Annotated in this window: 13 protein-coding genes and 1 tRNA gene; 4 read left to right on the top strand and 10 right to left on the bottom strand. The window is 73.4% G+C overall.

Annotated elements, in window-relative coordinates; all coding sequences use genetic code 11:
• Position 1: 1 nt before the first annotated feature.
• From gatC to mnmA, 4 genes are all read right to left on the bottom strand, one after another.
• Positions 2 to 301: an Asp-tRNA(Asn)/Glu-tRNA(Gln) amidotransferase subunit GatC gene (gatC, locus tag IFT77_RS09190; RefSeq protein WP_123548173.1), complete on the bottom strand. Its 300-nt coding sequence runs from the start codon at positions 299 to 301 to the stop codon at positions 2 to 4.
• A gap of 122 nt (positions 302 to 423) precedes the next feature.
• The gene (locus IFT77_RS09185; RefSeq protein ID WP_192169795.1) at positions 424 to 1,929 is read right to left on the bottom strand and encodes an alpha/beta hydrolase; all 1,506 of its coding nucleotides are present in this window, start codon (positions 1,927 to 1,929) and stop codon (positions 424 to 426) included.
• A gap of 107 nt (positions 1,930 to 2,036) precedes the next feature.
• Complete coding sequence (gene ligA / locus IFT77_RS09180; protein ID WP_192169944.1) at positions 2,037 to 4,355, bottom strand: NAD-dependent DNA ligase LigA; 2,319 nt, start codon at positions 4,353 to 4,355, stop codon at positions 2,037 to 2,039.
• An 83-nt stretch (positions 4,356 to 4,438) separates the two neighbouring features.
• Entirely contained in the window at positions 4,439 to 5,560 is a 1,122-nt protein-coding gene (gene mnmA, locus IFT77_RS09175) for a tRNA 2-thiouridine(34) synthase MnmA (protein WP_192169794.1), read from the bottom strand.
• A gap of 85 nt (positions 5,561 to 5,645) precedes the next feature.
• On the opposite strand from mnmA, the gene IFT77_RS09170 reads away from it, so the two are divergent.
• The 3 genes from IFT77_RS09170 (at position 5,646) to IFT77_RS09160 (ending at position 7,916) form a co-directional block, all read left to right on the top strand.
• Positions 5,646 to 6,917, top strand: coding sequence for an MFS transporter (locus IFT77_RS09170; protein ID WP_192041183.1), 1,272 nt, complete (start codon positions 5,646 to 5,648; stop codon positions 6,915 to 6,917).
• 72 nt (positions 6,918 to 6,989) lie between these two features.
• A tRNA-Leu gene (locus tag IFT77_RS09165) sits at positions 6,990 to 7,071 on the top strand.
• 95 nt (positions 7,072 to 7,166) lie between these two features.
• Positions 7,167 to 7,916: a DedA family protein gene (locus IFT77_RS09160; protein WP_192041181.1), complete on the top strand. Its 750-nt coding sequence runs from the start codon at positions 7,167 to 7,169 to the stop codon at positions 7,914 to 7,916.
• A gap of 162 nt (positions 7,917 to 8,078) precedes the next feature.
• Here the strand turns inward: IFT77_RS09160 and rdgB are convergent, their stop codons facing one another.
• From rdgB to murI, 3 genes are all read right to left on the bottom strand, one after another.
• Positions 8,079 to 8,681, bottom strand: a complete 603-nt coding sequence (rdgB, locus tag IFT77_RS09155) for an RdgB/HAM1 family non-canonical purine NTP pyrophosphatase (protein WP_192169793.1) — start codon at positions 8,679 to 8,681, stop codon at positions 8,079 to 8,081.
• On the bottom strand, positions 8,678 to 9,424 hold the full coding sequence (gene rph, locus IFT77_RS09150) for a ribonuclease PH (RefSeq protein ID WP_192169792.1): 747 nt from the start codon (positions 9,422 to 9,424) through the stop codon (positions 8,678 to 8,680). The genes rdgB and rph overlap by 4 nt, the downstream gene beginning before the upstream one ends.
• Before the next feature lie 96 nt (positions 9,425 to 9,520).
• Positions 9,521 to 10,378 carry a glutamate racemase gene (gene murI / locus IFT77_RS09145; RefSeq protein ID WP_192041178.1) on the bottom strand — a complete coding sequence of 286 codons (858 nt, stop codon included), beginning with the start codon at positions 10,376 to 10,378 and terminating at the stop codon, positions 9,521 to 9,523.
• 82 nt (positions 10,379 to 10,460) lie between these two features.
• Between murI and IFT77_RS09140 the strand changes: the two genes are divergently transcribed.
• On the top strand, positions 10,461 to 11,753 hold the full coding sequence (locus tag IFT77_RS09140; protein WP_192041177.1) for a nicotinate phosphoribosyltransferase: 1,293 nt from the start codon (positions 10,461 to 10,463) through the stop codon (positions 11,751 to 11,753).
• Between the two features lie 28 nt (positions 11,754 to 11,781).
• Here the strand turns inward: IFT77_RS09140 and IFT77_RS09135 are convergent, their stop codons facing one another.
• The 3 genes from IFT77_RS09135 to IFT77_RS09125 are packed head-to-tail and all read right to left on the bottom strand — an operon-like array spanning position 11,782 to position 15,104.
• Positions 11,782 to 12,042, bottom strand: a complete 261-nt coding sequence (locus IFT77_RS09135) for a DUF3039 domain-containing protein (protein ID WP_123548164.1) — start codon at positions 12,040 to 12,042, stop codon at positions 11,782 to 11,784.
• Between the two features lie 15 nt (positions 12,043 to 12,057).
• On the bottom strand, positions 12,058 to 13,623 hold the full coding sequence (locus IFT77_RS09130; RefSeq protein WP_192041176.1) for an ABC transporter permease: 1,566 nt from the start codon (positions 13,621 to 13,623) through the stop codon (positions 12,058 to 12,060).
• Positions 13,599 to 15,104: an ABC transporter ATP-binding protein gene (locus IFT77_RS09125; protein ID WP_244638613.1), complete on the bottom strand. Its 1,506-nt coding sequence runs from the start codon at positions 15,102 to 15,104 to the stop codon at positions 13,599 to 13,601. Before IFT77_RS09125 ends, IFT77_RS09130 begins: the two co-directional genes overlap by 25 nt.
• Between the last annotated feature and the right edge of the window lie 58 nt (positions 15,105 to 15,162).

The following is a 15,162-nucleotide window of genomic DNA, read 5'->3' as shown; positions in this document are numbered from 1 at the left end:
TCTACTGCTCCTCTCCCAGGATGGCGGTCACGCGGAACCGCGAGCCGTCGTGGTCGGGCGCGCCCGAGAGCGCCTGCTCGACCGTGAGCGTCTCGCCCACGACGTCGTCGCGGAACACGTTCGTCAGCGGGATCGGGTGGCTGGTCGCCGGGACGTCGTCGGTCGCGACCTCGGACACCTTGGCGACGTTGTCGACGATCTGCCCGAGCTCCCGGGTCATGGTCTCGATCTCGTCGGGGGTGAGGGCGATGCGGGCGAGACCTGCGAGGTGCTCCACCTGTTCGCGCGTGATTTCAGACATGCTGCTCCGTCACGTGGTTCGTCTGGGGTACCGCGGCTGGGGGTACCCGACGATCTTACGGGGCCGCACCCGGCCCGGCAGGCCCGGGACGTCGTGCTGGCCGCCGCGGGGCACGGCCGGGCTCAGTCGCGCACGTACAGGTCCTGGGGCCGCACGAGCGAGAGGTCCGGCGCCTCCGGGGCGACCGGTCGCGGGTCGCCGGGCTCGCCGTCGACGAGGTCGCCGCGGCCGAGGCCGATCAGGGCCGTGCTCCGCAGGGTCTCGGTGCCGGGCACCAGGTAGGAGTTGTGGCCGAGGGCGGCGGCGAGGGCGCGTCCCGTGTAGCCGTCCGCGCCTCCCCCGGTGTGCAGCAGCACGGCGCCGAAGCCGGCGGTGCCGGGATCGGCGCCGAAGTACGCGCTGCCGGCCACGGGGTCGAAGCTGCCCGCCGCGGCGTAGACGTCGTCGCCGGCGACGTCGAGCATCGACGCGGTGGGGACGACGCTGCCGGGCGAGCCGAGCAGCACGAGGGAGTCGACCGACACGGTCCCGGACGACAGGGCGAGCGTGGCCGTCGTCGATCCGTAGGAGTGGCCCACGACCGTGACCCGGGCAGGCGAGGAGGCGCGGGCCGCGTCGAGCCCCGCGATCGCGTCCTCGAGGCGGTCGGCCCCGGCCCGGGCGAGGTCGAGCCCGTAGACGTTGGTCAGGTCGGGGGTCCGGTAGCCCAGCCAGGCCACGACGGCGACCTGGTCGAGGCCTTCGCCGTCGGCCCGTGCCAGGAGGTAGGTCCACGACCTCTGCTCGTCGTACAGCTCGCCGGCCGTGTCCGTCCAGTCCACGAGCTGGCTGCCGACGGTGAAGAACATGCCCGGCACGAGCACGGTGACGTCGTCGGCCGTGTCGAGGTCGCCGACCGAGACGGCCGCTCGGCCCGGCAGCACCGTGTCGAGGACGACGAGGTGCCGCTCCGCGTCGCCGGCCGCGCGGCCCCCGACCGCCGCGGCGACCTGGTCGAGCATCTCGGCGCGGTCGTCGTCGTCGCGCCGTTCGTCCTGGGTGCCCCGACGCTCGCCGATCGCGGAGCGCGCGGCGACGAGGAACAACCGGTTCGCCTCGTCCCTGGTCGTGTACGGGACGCCCTCGAGGTTGCCGACGAGACCAGGCACGCGAGCGACGAGGGTCAGCTGGCGCGAGGGGTCGAGGCCTGCCCACCAGGACGCCACCTCGGGGGCGGTCCGGACGGAGGCGACCGCGTCGACGAGCGCACCGGTGTCGTCGCCGGAGGCGTCCAGGGAGGCGGCCAGGCCGGCGAGCTCGTCCTCGCTCGCCGTCGCGAGGTCGTCGAGGCAGGACGCGGGGACGGCTCCCGCGCAGACGTCGGAGAGGGCCGAGCGGGCGGGCCCGGCCAGGCTCGTGGGCGCAGGCGGAGTCCCCCGGCCGGCGGACGTGGCGTGCTCGGACGCGGCTCGGTCCTGGGGGGCCGACGTCTCGGACCCCGTTCGCATCTCAGACCCCGTGCGCACCGGGGACACCGTGTGCGCCTCGGCACCCGCTGCTCCGGGCCCGGCGGCAGGCTCGACGGGACCGACGACCACCCCGGAGAGGTGGATCGATGCGGACAGGATGGCTGCGGCGAGGAACAGCACGTCGGGTCTTTCCCCCTCGTGCGCACCTGAGCCACGACCCCCTACAGCCCTGGTCGATGCGCGCCCTCATCGTACGAGCGCGAGGTGCCGCCTGACCAGGCATTTCGTTAGTCGGCTGGGGATTCGTCCCCCGAAACGGGGACAGCCAACCCCGATGGGCCCTCCTTAAGGAGGACAGCGAACTCCGCCGCGTCGATGATGCGGACGCCGAGCTGCTCCGCCTTCGTGAGCTTCGACCCGGCACCGGGGCCGGCGGCCACGAAGTCGGTCTTCTTGCTCACGCTGTTGCCGGCCTTGCCGCCGGCCGCGAGGATCGCCTCCTGCGCGCCCTCCCGGCTGAAGCCCTCGAGGCTGCCCGTCGCGACGACGGTCAGGCCGGAGAGCACTCCCCCGGCCTCGACGGCCGCGCCGGGGCCCGGGTGGTCGGGCGTCGTGAGCTGGACGCCTGCCGCGGCCCAGCGGTCGACGATCTCGACGTGCCAGTCGACCTCGAACCAGTCGCGCAGGGCGTCGGCGATGATGCCGCCCACGCCGTCGACGGCGGCCAGGTCGTCGCGGGCCGCGGCTCGGATCGCGTCGAGCGAGCCGAAGTGGCCGGCGAGGGCGCGGGCGGCGACCGGCCCGACGTGGCGGATGCTGAGGCCGACGAGGATGCGCCAGAGCGGGCTCGTCTTCGCGGCCTCGAGGTTGGCGAGCATCTCGATCGCCGTCTTCGACGGCACGCTCGTCTCGTCACCGGCGAACTCCGTGGCGTCGGGGTCGAAGGGGCCGTCCTTCTTCGCACGGCGCCGCCGGAACGGCGTCACGAGCTTGGGCACCCCGTCGGCCTCGAGCTTCTCCATGCCCGTCTCGAAGTCGCGCACGACGACCCTCACGGGGAAGATGTCGCTCATCGTCAGGTCGAACAGCCCCGCCTCGGTGCGGAGCGGCGGCGTCGACGGCTCGACGGGCTGCGTCAGCGCGGCCGCCGCGACCTCGCCGAGGCCCTCGACGTCGAGCGACCCGCGCGACGCGATGTGCTCGACGCGGCCGCGCACCTGCGCGGGGCAGCTCTCGGCGTTGGGGCACCGGAGGTCGACGTCGCCCTCCTTCGCCGGACGCAGCGTGGTGCCGCACTCGGGGCACTCGGTAGGCATGACGAACTCCCGCTCGCTGCCGTCGCGCAGCTCCACCACCGGGCCGAGCACCTCGGGGATGACGTCCCCGGCCTTGCGCAGCACGACGGTGTCGCCGATCAGCACTCCCTTGGCCTTGACGACCTGCTGGTTGTGCAGGGTCGCCTGGCGCACCTCGCTGCCCGCGACCTCGACCTTGCGCATCACAGCGAAGGGCGTGGCCCGGCCGGTGCGGCCCACGCTCACGACGATGTCGAGCAGCTCGGTGTTCACCTCTTCGGGCGGGTACTTGAACGCCGTGGCCCAGCGCGGCGCCCGGCTGGTGGCGCCGAGCTCGTCGTGCAGGGCGAGGTCGTCGACCTTGACGACGATGCCGTCGATCTGGTGCTCGACGCTCGACCGGCGCACGCCGTAGTCGTGGATGAACGCCGCCACCTCGGGCACCGTGTCGTAGACGCGGTGGTGGGTCGAGATGGGCAGGCCCCACGAGGCGAGCAGGTCGTAGACCTCGCTCTGGCTGTGGACGTCGGTGTCCCGCTCGAGCTCGCGGACGGGCCAGGCGCCGATGCCGTGCACGAGCATCCGCAGGCTGCGGAGGCGGGCGTCCATCAGGGCGCGCTTCTCCGGGCTCTTGCCCTCGGCCTTCTGGCGCAGCGACCCTGCCGCGGCGTTGCGCGGGTTCGCGAAGACACGCTCGCCCGCCTCGCGCTGGCGTGCGTTCAGCTGGTCGAACTCGGCGACCGGGAAGAAGATCTCGCCGCGCACCTCGACGATCGGAGGGTGGCCGCTGCCCTCGAGACGCTCGGGGATCGTCCCCATGGTGAGCACGTTGCCCGTGACGTCTTCTCCGACGACGCCGTCGCCGCGGGTGGCGGCCGTGACGAGCACGCCGTGCTCGTAGCGCAGGTTGATGGCGAGCCCGTCGATCTTGAGCTCGCAGAGGAACCGGACGCGCTCGGCGCCGGCGTCGCGCTCGACCTTGCCGGCCCACTCGGCGAGCTCGTCGTCGCTGAAGACGTTGTCGAGGCTGAGCATGCGCTCGGCGTGCTCGACGGGGGCGAACTGCGTCGTCTCTGCCCGGCCGCCCACGGTCTGCGTCGGGCTGTCGGCCGTGAGCAGCTCGGGGTGCTCGCCCTCGAGCTCGGCGAGGCGCCGCACGAGCGCGTCGTAGTCGGAGTCGGACGCCGTCGAGGCGTTTCCCTCGTAGTACTGGTCGCGCAGCTCGAGGACGCGCGACGTCAGCTGTGCGACCTCGTCGCGGGCGGCGGCGAGGTCGTCGGGCGTCACGTCGGGGACGACGGCGTCCGGCAAGACCGCGACCGGGGGCTCGCCGCTCGTGGGCCCGTCGTGCACCGACCCGTCGTGCACGGACCCGTCGTCCGCGGGCCCGTCGCTCACGGCGCGGGGACCGGGACGGCGCTGACCGTCCGGTCGATCGTGCACTGGCCGAGCACGCGGGTGCCGACGTAGACGACGGCGGTCTGCCCGGGGGCGACGCCGCTGAGGGGCTCGTGGGGAGTGATCACGAGCTCCGTTCTACCCTCGACCACCGACACCCGCGCGACGGCGGGGACGGGGTCGGCGTGGGCCCTGATCTGGACGTCGCAGTCGAACGCCGTCGTGGGGTCGACCGGCGCGCGGCCGGCCCACGTGTACGAGCCGCCGGCGATCTCGCCGATGTCGAGCGCCTCCTTCGGCCCCACCACCACCGTGTTGTCGACCGGTCGCACCTCGAGCACGAAGCGGGGCTTGCCGTCGTCCGACGGGAAGCCGACGTTCAGGCCCTTGCGCTGCCCGACCGTGAACGCGTGCGCGCCCTGGTGCGTGCCGATCGTCTCGCCCGAGCGGTCGAGGATGTCGCCCTGCTCGGCGCCGACGCGCTCCGCGAGCCAGCCGCGGGTGTCGCCGTCGGGGATGAAGCAGATGTCGTGGCTGTCGGGCTTCGCCGCGACGCTGAGGCCACGGGCGGCGGCCTCGGCCCGCACCTCGGCCTTCGAGGGCGTGGCCCCGAGCGGGAACATCGAGTGCGCCAGCTGCTCGGCGGTGAGCACGCCGAGCACGTACGACTGGTCCTTGGCCCACGCGGAGGCGCGGTGCAGCTCTCGCTCGCCCTGGTCGTCGGTGACGATGGTCGCGTAGTGCCCGGTGCACACCGCGTCGAAGCCGAGCGCGAGGGCCTTCTCGAGGAGGGCGGCGAACTTGATGCGCTCGTTGCAGCGCATGCAGGGGTTCGGGGTGCGACCAGCGGTGTACTCGGCCACGAAGTCGTCGACGACGTCGAGCGCGAAGCGCTCGCTGAAGTCCCACACGTAGTAGGGGATGCCGATGACGTCGGCGGCACGCTGGGCGTCCATCGAGTCCTCGATGGTGCAGCAGCCGCGGCTGCCGGTGCGGAGGGTGCCGGGCATCCGGCTGAGGGCCAGGTGCACCCCGACGACGTCGTGGCCGGCCTCGACCGCCCGGGCCGCGGCGACCGCCGAGTCGACGCCGCCGCTCATCGCTGCGAGGATCTTCATCCGTCAAGTGTAAGCAGCCGCGCCGGCGCCCGGCGGGGTCGAGGGGGTCGGCCCCGGCCGAGGCAGGCATAGTGTGGCCGGTGCCATGACGTCGACGCCCTCCCCCGCCTTCTCGTTCCGGTCCGTCGCCCTGTCGGCCTTCCTCCCCGCCGCGTTGTTCGCGATCGGCGAGGGGGCGATCATCCCGATCATCCCGGTCGTCGCCAGCGACCTCGGGGCGACCCTGCCCTTCGCGGCCTTCGTCGCCGCGCTCATCCTGGTGGGCGAGCTGATCGGCGACGTCCCGAGCGGCTGGCTCGTCTCCCGCATCGGCGAGCGCACCGCGATGATCTCCGCCGCGCTCGTGAGCATCGTCGGGCTGCTGACCTGCGTGTGGGCGCCGAACGAGTGGGTCCTGGCCGGGGGCGTGCTGCTCATCGGCCTCTCGACGGCCGTGTTCGCCCTGGCCCGGCACGCCTTCATGACGAGCTTCGTGCCCGTCGAGGTCCGGGCACGCGCGCTGTCGAGCCTCGGCGGGGTCTTCCGGCTCGGCTACTTCGTCGGGCCGTTCCTCGCGGCCGGCACCATCCACCTCACCGGCTCGACGCAGTCCGCGTTCTGGATCCACGTCGCCGGCTGCCTCGGCGCGGCCGTCGTGCTGCTCGTGCTGCGCGACCCGTCCGAGGTGCTCCGTGAACGGCGGGCGGCGGCGGCCGTCCCCGTCGACGCCCCGACCCCCGGCGAGGAGAAGGTCGCGAAGGAGGCGGAGGGACTGTTCCGCACGCTCGCCCGCCACCGCGGCGTCCTCGTCAAGCTGGGCAGCGGCGCCGCGCTGATCGGCGCGATGCGGGCCGGGCGCCAGGTGATCCTGCCGCTCTGGGCCGTGAGCATCGGGATCAGCGCGCCGCAGACGGCGCTGATCATCGGCATCGCGGGCGCCGTCGACTTCGCGCTCTTCTACACGAGCGGCCAGATCATGGACCGCTGGGGCCGCCTCTGGAGCGCCGTGCCCTCGATGGTCGGCCTCTCGATCTCGTACCTGGCCCTGTCGCTCACCCACGACCTCGACGCCCGGGTCGGCTGGTTCGTCGCCGTGGCGATGTTCATGTCGCTCGCGAACGGGATCGGCAGCGGCATCCTCATGACCCTCGGCGCCGACCTCGCCGACCGGGCCGACCCCGCGCCGTTCCTCGGTGCCTGGCGGTTCACGGGCGACGCGGGCAGCGCGGCCGCACCGCTGCTCATCTCCGGGCTGACCGCCGTCGTCTCGATCTCGCTGGCGAGCGGGGTGATGGGCGTGCTCGGCCTCGTCGGGGCGGTCATCCTGCTGCGCTACGTGCCGCGGTACTCGCCGCACGTGCCGCGGGAGCTGCGCTGACGCCGAGCCCGCGCCTCCTCGTGCTCGTGCTCGTGCTCGTGCTCGTGCTCGTCGGTACACTCGGTCCTGCCCGCGGGAGTGGTGAAACTGGCAGACACGCAGGATTTAGGTTCCTGTGCCTTCGGGCGTGAGGGTTCAAGTCCCTTCTCCCGCACGAAGGTCCGGCTCTGTCCCGGTGACGAAGGTCACTGCAGCCTGCGCAGCCAGCACGGGTAGCCTGGGCCTCCCGGCACCTCGAGAAAGAGACCCATGCTGCCCCTGGCGACCATCTCGTGGCTGGACCCCGAGTACCTCCTGTCGGCGTTCGGCCCCTGGGCCGTGCTCGGCGTCTGCCTGCTCGTCTTCGCCGAGACCGGGCTGCTGATCGGGTTCCTGTTCCCCGGCGACACCCTGCTCATCATCACCGGCATCCTCGCGGCCACGAACCCCGGTGCCCTCGGCCTGCCGATCTGGCTGATCGCGATCTTCATCGGGATCGCCGCCTTCGCCGGCGGCGAGCTCGGCTACCTGATCGGCCACAAGATCGGGCCGCGCATCTTCGAGCGGAAGGAGAGCGGGCTGTTCAGCAAGGCGAACGTGAACCGGACGAACGCCTTCTTCGAGCGCTTCGGCCCGCTCGCGGTCATCATCGCCCGCTTCGTGCCGGTCGTCCGCACCTTCGCGCCGATCATGGCCGGCGTCGGGCACATGAGCTACCGGCGCTACTCGCTCTACAACGGCATCGGCGCGGTCCTCTGGGGCTTCGGCGTCACCATGCTCGGCTTCGGCATCGGCCACATCCCGCCCGTCGCCGACTTCGTCAGCTCGTACATCGACCTGATCCTGCTCGGCGCCGTGCTCGCGACGCTGATCCCCGTCGCGATCCACTACTTCCACGGCGTGCACACGGCCAAGAAGCACGAGGCCGACGGCACGACCCCCGACGCCGAGGTCGACGCCTCCGCGGTCGGCTCCGCCGCCGTCGACTCCCCCACCGGCCAGACGCCGACGCAGGCCTGACCCCCCTCCTCATTCAGGAAGATCGGTCCTGATCCTCGCGGATCAGGTGCCGATGTTCCTGTCTGCTGCAGCGTTCAGGAACCCCTTCAAGGAGCTTCCTGAGTTGCCCGCGCGGTCGGGCCCGCGAAGGCTCAGCCAGCCCGCGGGCAACAGCAGAGGCGCTCAGCCCGCGAGGGCCGCGACGTGCGGCGCGATGGCGCGGAACGCCCGCGACCGGTGGCTGACCGCGTTCTTCTCGTCCGGGGTCAGCTCGGCCGCGCTGCGGGTCTCGCCCTCGGGCCGGAACACGGGATCGTACCCGTGTCCGCCCGTGCCGACCCGCGCCTCCAGGACCTCGCCCGGCCACTCGCCCTGCTCCACCAGCTCGCGGGCGGCGACCGTGCCGTCCGCCGACGCGGGCACGACGAGCGCCGCCGCGCACGAGAAGTACGCCGAGCGGTCGGGCACGCCGACCAGGTTCGCCAGCAGCAGGTCGATGTTGTCGTCGTCGTCACGGGTGCCGGCGTAGCGGGCCGAGTGGATGCCGGGCGCGCCCCCGAGGGCGTGGGCCGAGATGCCGCTGTCGTCGGCGAGCGCCGGCAGCCCGGTGTGGGCCGCCGCCGCGCGTGCCTTGATCAGCGCGTTCGCGGCGAACGTGTCGCCGTCCTCCACGGGCTCCGGGCCGTCGTAGGCGACCAGCTCGACGCCCGGCGCGGTCTCGGCGAGCAGCAGCCGCAGCTCCCGCACCTTGCCCTGGTTGTGCGTGGCGATGACGACCTGCGTCACGCGCCCAGCACCTCCTTCTGGAGGGTCGTCAGGTCGGCGCCGCCGGCGACGGCGAGGTCGAGCAGCTCGCCGAGCTCGCGTCGGTCGAAGGGCGCACCCTCGGCCGTGCCCTGCACCTCGACGAACAGGCCGGAGCCCGTGACGACGACGTTCATGTCGGTCTCGGCGCGGACGTCCTCGACGTAGGCGAGGTCGAGCAGCGGGACGCCGTCGACGATGCCGACCGAGACGGCGGCGACGCTGTCGGTCAGCGGGGTCGCCTTCTGGGCGATGAACTTCTTCTCGCGGCCCCACTCGATCGCCTGCGCGAGCGCGACGTACGCGCCAGTGATGGCCGCCGTGCGCGTGCCGCCGTCCGCCTGGAGCACGTCGCAGTCGAGCACGATGGTGTTCTCGCCGAGGGCCTTCGTGTCGACCACGGCCCGCAGGCTGCGACCGATCAGGCGGGAGATCTCGTGGGTGCGTCCGCCGATCTTGCCCTTGACGCTCTCGCGGTCGTTCCGCGAGCCGGTGGCGCGCGGCAGCATCGCGTACTCGGCCGTGACCCAGCCCTTGCCCTTGCCGGCCAGCCAGCGCGGCACGCCGTTCGTGAAGGAGGCGGTGCACAGCACCTTCGTGTCGCCGAACGACACCAGGGCGCTCCCCTCGGCCTGCGCGCTCCAGCCCTTCTCGATGGTGACGCGTCGCAGCTGGTCGGCGCGGCGGCCGTCGGCGCGGACGAGGTCGGTGGTGGTCTCGGTCATGGTGTCTCCCCTGGTCGGGTCGGTCTGGTGTGGTCTTGCGTGGTCTCGCGCAGTGCGGGGCGGGCGGTGCGGGGCGGTCAGGCCGTGGCGGCGCGGTCAGGCGCGCGGGCCGCCGGCGCGCAGCCCGCCCGGCAGCTCGATGGCGCCGGTCTCGAGGTGGCCGACGCGCGACACCTCGGGCCCGAGGAACCGCTTCGCGAGCCGCAGGAACGACGCCTCGTCCGCGCCGGTGGCCTCGAACTCGTAGCGGGGCACGCTGCCGGCCGGCGCCTCGAGGTCGTGGTCGACGAGGGTGCGGTAGACGTCGGCGGCCGTCTCGTCCGCGCTCGAGACGAGGCGCACCTCCGGCCCCATCACGTACTGGATCGCGGCCGACATCAGCGGGTAGTGGGTGCAGCCGAGCACGAGCGTGTCGACCCCGGCCTCGCGGAGCGGTGCGAGGTAGCCCGCGGCGACCTCGCGCAGCTCGGGGCTCGAGGTGTCGCCCGCCTCGACGAACTCGACGAACCGCGGGCACGCCTGCGTGAAGAGCTGCAGGTCGGCGGCCGCGGCGAAGGCGTCCTCGTAGGCGCGCGAGCGGACGGTGCCCTCGGTGCCGACGACCCCGATGCGCTTGTTCCGCGTCTGGCCCACGGCGGAGCGGACCGCGGGCTGGATGACCTCGACGACCGGGATCCCGGCGCCCGTCGTGTACCGCTCGCGCGCGTCGCGGAGGACCGCTGCCGAGGCGGTGTTGCAGGCGATCACGAGCAGCTTCACCCCCTGGGCGACGAGGTCGTCCATGACGGCGAGCGCGTACTCGCGCACCTCGGCGATGGGCTTCGGGCCGTAGGGCGAGTGGGCGGTGTCGCCGACGTAGAGCACGGACTCGCGCGGCAGCTGGTCGATGATCGCCCGCGAGACGGTCAGCCCGCCCACGCCGCTGTCGAAGACTCCGATGGGTGCGTGCGTCACGGTCGTCGAGCCTACCCGGACGGAGGCGCGCCGCAGCCGGGCGCCCTGGTCCCGGCCCCCTCCCCCCGCCTAGGGTGGAGGGGTGACCAGTGCCCTGCTGACCGACCGCTACGAGTTCACGATGGTGGAGGCGGCCCTCAAGGCCGGCACCGCCGACCGACGATGCGTGTTCGAGCTCTTCGCCCGCCGCCTCCCCCAGGGTCGCCGCTACGGCCTCGTGGCCGGCACCGGGCGCTTCCTCGCCGAGCTGACGCAGTTCCGGTTCGGCGACGCCGAGCTCGCCTGGCTGCGGGACGGCCGCATCGTCGACGACCGCACCGTCGACTGGCTCGCCGACTACCGCTTCTCGGGCGACATCCGCGGCTACGCCGAGGGCGAGGTGTACCTGCCGGGCTCGCCCCTCCTCGTCGTCGAGTCGACCTTCGCCGAGGGCGTGCTGCTCGAGACGCTCGCCCTCAGCGTCTTCAACTACGACTCCGCCGTCGCGAGCGCCGCGGCACGGATGGTCTCGGCGGCCGACGGCCGGCCGCTCGCCGAGATGGGCTCGCGGCGCACCGGCGAGCGCAGCGCCGTGGCGGCGGCACGGGCCGCCTACGTCGCGGGCTTCGTCGCCACGAGCAACCTGGAGGCCGGGCGCACCTGGGGCGTCCCGACGATGGGCACCGCCGCGCACGCCTTCACCCTCCTGCACGACACAGAGCGCGAGGCGTTCGAGGCGCAGGTCGCGAGCCTCGGGCCCGGCACGACGCTGCTCGTCGACACCTACGACATCCCGGAGGCGGTGCGCACGGCCGTCGAGGTCGCCGGCACGGGCCTCGGCGCCGTCCGCATCGACAGCGGCGACCTCCCTGCGCTGGTGTCGCAGGTGCGCGCGCAGCTCGACGGCCTCGGCGCCACGGGCACGAAGATCACCGTGACGAACGACCTCGACGAGTACACGATCGCGGCGCTGCGCGCGGCGCCGGTCGACAGCTACGGCGTCGGCACGTCCGTCGTGTCGGGCTCGGGCCACCCGGCGGCCGGGATGGTCTTCAAGCTGGTCGCCCGTCAGGGCGCCGACGGCGAGTGGGTGTCGGTGGCGAAGAAGTCCGCCGACAAGGCGACCATCGGCGGCCGCAAGGCACCGGTGCGCGTGCTCGTCGACGGCGTCGCGACGACCGAGCTCGTGCGCATCGGTGAGGGGGGCCCGGGCGAGGGCGAGGAGCGACCGCTGCTCGTGTCGCTCGTCACCGACGGCGTCGTCGACGACCGCTGGACCGGGCCGCAGGGCGTGCAGCGTGCGCGGGACCACCGTCAGGCCGCCGTCGACGAGCTGCCGCCGAGCGCGTTCCGGCTCGGCCGGGGCGACCCCGTGCTGCCGACGGTCTACGAGTGAGCGGCGCCTGCCGGGTGACGGACGGGACCTACTCGGACTTCATCTTCTCGTAGACTTCTTTGCAGGTCGGGCACACGGGGAACTTCTCGGGGTCGCGCCCCGGCGTCCACTTCTTGCCGCAGAGCGCCTTGACGGGCTTGCCGCTCAGCGCGGACTCCATGATCTTGTCCTTCTTCACGTAGTGCGAGAAGCGCTCGTGGTCGCCGGGGTCGACGGCGTCCTCGGTGAGGAGCTTCTCGAGCTCGCGATCAAGGACGTCGAGTCCGCCGCCGGTCTGTGTGTCGCTCATGGCGACCATCGTACGTCAGCTGCGCAGGGTGAAGGCGAGCAGCTCGGGCGCACGACGGGTGAACGTGCGCGAGCCGATCGCGACGCCGACGACGAGCACGACGACGCCCGCGGCGAGCCCCGTGACGAACGACCACATGTCGGCGTCCTGCTGCCCCTGCAGCAGGTAGCGGCCGGCGAACCAGAGCGACGGGGACGTCGCGAGGACAGCCCCTCCGATCATCGTGACCTGGGCCGTCACCGAGGCGCTGCCGTGTGCCTGGGGCTGCTGGAACGGGTCGTCGTGCGGACGCACCGCCGCGTAGGGCATCGCGGCCGAGACGACGCTCGACAGCCCCAGGCCGCTCAGCAGCAACCCGGCGGACACCCCGATCTCGGGCAGCAGGGCGCCCCGGTCGCCGAAGAGCCACGTGGCGACGAGCGAGCCGAGCACGACGAGCGGCACCCCGATGAGCAGAGGAGGCGCGAGGCGGCCCACGCGGTCCGCGAGGCCCCCCGTGCCGGCCGCGACGTGCAGCCACAGGGCGGTGCTGTCGTACGCGACGTCGTTGTGCGGCAGGAACCCGAGGATGAGGCACATGAGCGGCACCGGCACGAGCGCGAGCCAGTGCCAGCTGATCCCCGCGATGCCGAGCGGGACGACGAGCAGCGGCAGGATCGGGATGATGACGAGGGACATGCGGTAGCGCGCGTCCCTCATCCAGTAGGTCAGGCTCCGGCCCGCGACGGCACCGGTCGGGCTCGCCCGGACGAACTCGAACCAGCCGAGGCCGGCCGCGTCGTCCGCGACGTCCGGCTCGGGCTGGTCGACGAACGCGCGGGCCACGAGCGCCCGCCACGCGAGCCAGAGGCCGACGAGGGTGACGACTGCGACCACGAGGTCCGCGACGACCCGACCCGTCTCGCCGACGGCCGCGTGCCCCGGGAGGGCGAGGGCGGCGCCGAACGGGGTCCAGGCGAGCACGTCGGCGACGACCCCGCTCGTCCTGCCGCCGGGGAGGGTGGCACGGACCAGGTCGATGACGAGAGGCACGAGCAGCACCGCGACCACCACGCCCCCCGCGACGAGGAACTGGCGAGCCCGGCGGGTGGTGAGGACGACGCTGTTGATCGTCGCCGCCACCAGGGACGCGAGGTAGGCCGTGGCGCCGGCGAGGACGACGGCCAGGACGGCGAGCGACGCGATGCCCTGCCCCTCGCCCCACGAGCGCACGTAGCCGGGAGCGACGGCGACGAGGGCGAGCACGGGCAGGCCGACGGCACCGCCGAGGGCCAGGCCGACCGCGGCCGACCCCTCGGGCACGCCCAGGACGGCCAGGCGGCGGGGGTCGCTCCACGGCGGACGGACCCGCGCGAACGGCAGCACGCTGTAGGCGACGACGACGAGCGCCCCGGCACCGACGACGAGCGCGCGGACGTCGCTGAGCGGATCGTCGCGCAGCGAGCCCGCGAGGGCGGACACGGCGAAGGAGGCGCCGAGGACGAGGAGGACCGACACGACCGTGACGAGCAGCCGGCGCGGCTCGTGCCGGACGGTGTTCGCGATCGTCTGGAGCCTCAGTCGGAGAAGCTCTGCAACCATTCCATGCCCTCCGTGACGGCTCGGCCGCCGGCCAGCTCGACGAACGTCTGCTCGAGCGAACGGCCGGCCCTGACCTCGTCGACCGTCCCGCTCGCGAGGACGTGGCCGTCGACGATCACCGCGACGCTGTCGCAGATGCGCTCGACGAGGTCCATGCTGTGGCTCGACAGCAGCACCGTGCCGCCGCCGGCGACGTAGCGCTGGAGCACGTCCGTCACCGTGGCCGCCGACACCGGGTCGACCGACTCGAACGGCTCGTCCAGCACGAGCACGCGGGGCGAGTGGATGACGGCCGCCGCGAGGGCGATCTTCTTCGTCATGCCGACCGAGTAGTCGGCGACGAGACGGCCGAGCGCGTCCTGCAGCCCGAAGGCGGCCGCCAGGTCCGCCGAGCGCTTGCGGGCCGTGGCCCCGTCGAGCCCCCGGAGGGTCGCGGAGTAGTAGAGGAGCTGGGCGCCCGTGAGGCGGTCGAAGAGCCGGAGGCGGTCGGGCAGCACGCCGAGGGCGCGCTTGGCGGCCGCAGGGTCGTCCCACACGTCGGAGCCGAGCACCGAGACGGTGCCCGCGTCGGGTCGCAGGAGCCCGGTGACGATCGACAGGGTGGTCGTCTTGCCCGCGCCGTTGGGGCCGACGATGCCGTAGAACGAGCCGGCCCGGACCTCGAGGTCGACGCCCTCGACGGCGACCGTGCTGCCGTACCTCTTCGCGATCCCCTTGATCGAGAGGACCACGGGGCGCTCCCCGTCGTCGGCAGGAGGCGCGGTCGCCACGTGGGGGCCCGTCGCGTCGTCCGTGACCACGGCCGGCAGCTCGTCGTCGTCCGTGCCCGCGTCGACCGACGCGGACTCGTCGTCCGTCTCGACCGCCAGCTCGTCGGGCGCGGTCGCCAGTGCGACGACGTCGTCGTCGTCCTGGACGGGCTCCGCGTCGTCGGGCGGGCCATCGGCGTCAGCCGGCAGGGCGACGGCGTCGCCCGGCACGCTCTCGTCGTCGTCGTCGGACTCGACCACGGCCTGCTCCTCGGCGGGGGGCACGACGTCGAGCTCGGCCACGGCCTCCTCGGCGACGGCCGCCTCCTGGGCGGCGACCTCGGCGGCGGCAGCTTCCTCGGCCGCCGCAGCGGCAGCGGCCGCCGCCCGGGCGCGTGCGTTCGCGGCCCGCGTCGCGGCAGCCTTCTTGGCGGCTGCCGACCGGTCGGCAGCAGTCCGGGTCGAGGCGGGCTTGCGGCCGGCCGACGTGGTCCGAGGGCCCCTCGGGGCGGGAGACGCGCCTCCTCGGGAGGGGGTCCGCTCGCGTCCCGGCTGCTCTCGCTGGCCCGTCGCGCCCTGGCCGGGCTCGTCGACCGTCGCCACCCCCTCCGGTGCGTCCGTCGGCGTCGCCTCGTCGTCCATCTGATCCCCCCGGTGAAGCACGTCCCCGCCGCTGCGCGTCGCCTCGTCGGGGTGCAGGGCACCCTCCTGGTCGTCGCGCGCGGAAGCCATCGCACCACCGTACCAAGCGAGCGAGCCCGGCACGCCCGCCCTGAGGACGATCACGAAA

Source organism: Frigoribacterium sp. CFBP 13729 (assembly GCF_014841875.1).
In the GTDB taxonomy this organism is placed as follows: domain Bacteria; phylum Actinomycetota; class Actinomycetes; order Actinomycetales; family Microbacteriaceae; genus Frigoribacterium.
This window is presented reverse-complemented; position numbering and strand designations above follow the sequence as displayed.

Bases quoted from the DNA above. Each gene is read 5' to 3' on its own strand.
- IFT77_RS09160 (WP_192041181.1), top strand. From the start codon at position 7,167: ATGCTGCCCCTGGCGACCATCTCGTGGCTGGACCCCGAGTACCTCCTG.
- mnmA (WP_192169794.1), bottom strand. From the start codon at position 5,560: ATGAAGATCCTCGCAGCGATGAGCGGCGGCGTCGACTCGGCGGTCGCC.
- IFT77_RS09170 (WP_192041183.1), top strand. From the start codon at position 5,646: ATGACGTCGACGCCCTCCCCCGCCTTCTCGTTCCGGTCCGTCGCCCTG.
- IFT77_RS09135 (WP_123548164.1), bottom strand. From the start codon at position 12,042: ATGAGCGACACACAGACCGGCGGCGGACTCGACGTCCTTGATCGCGAG.
- gatC (WP_123548173.1), bottom strand. From the start codon at position 301: ATGTCTGAAATCACGCGCGAACAGGTGGAGCACCTCGCAGGTCTCGCC.
- IFT77_RS09130 (WP_192041176.1), bottom strand. From the start codon at position 13,623: ATGGTTGCAGAGCTTCTCCGACTGAGGCTCCAGACGATCGCGAACACC.
- IFT77_RS09125 (WP_244638613.1), bottom strand. From the start codon at position 15,104: ATGGCTTCCGCGCGCGACGACCAGGAGGGTGCCCTGCACCCCGACGAG.
- rph (WP_192169792.1), bottom strand. From the start codon at position 9,424: ATGACCGAGACCACCACCGACCTCGTCCGCGCCGACGGCCGCCGCGCC.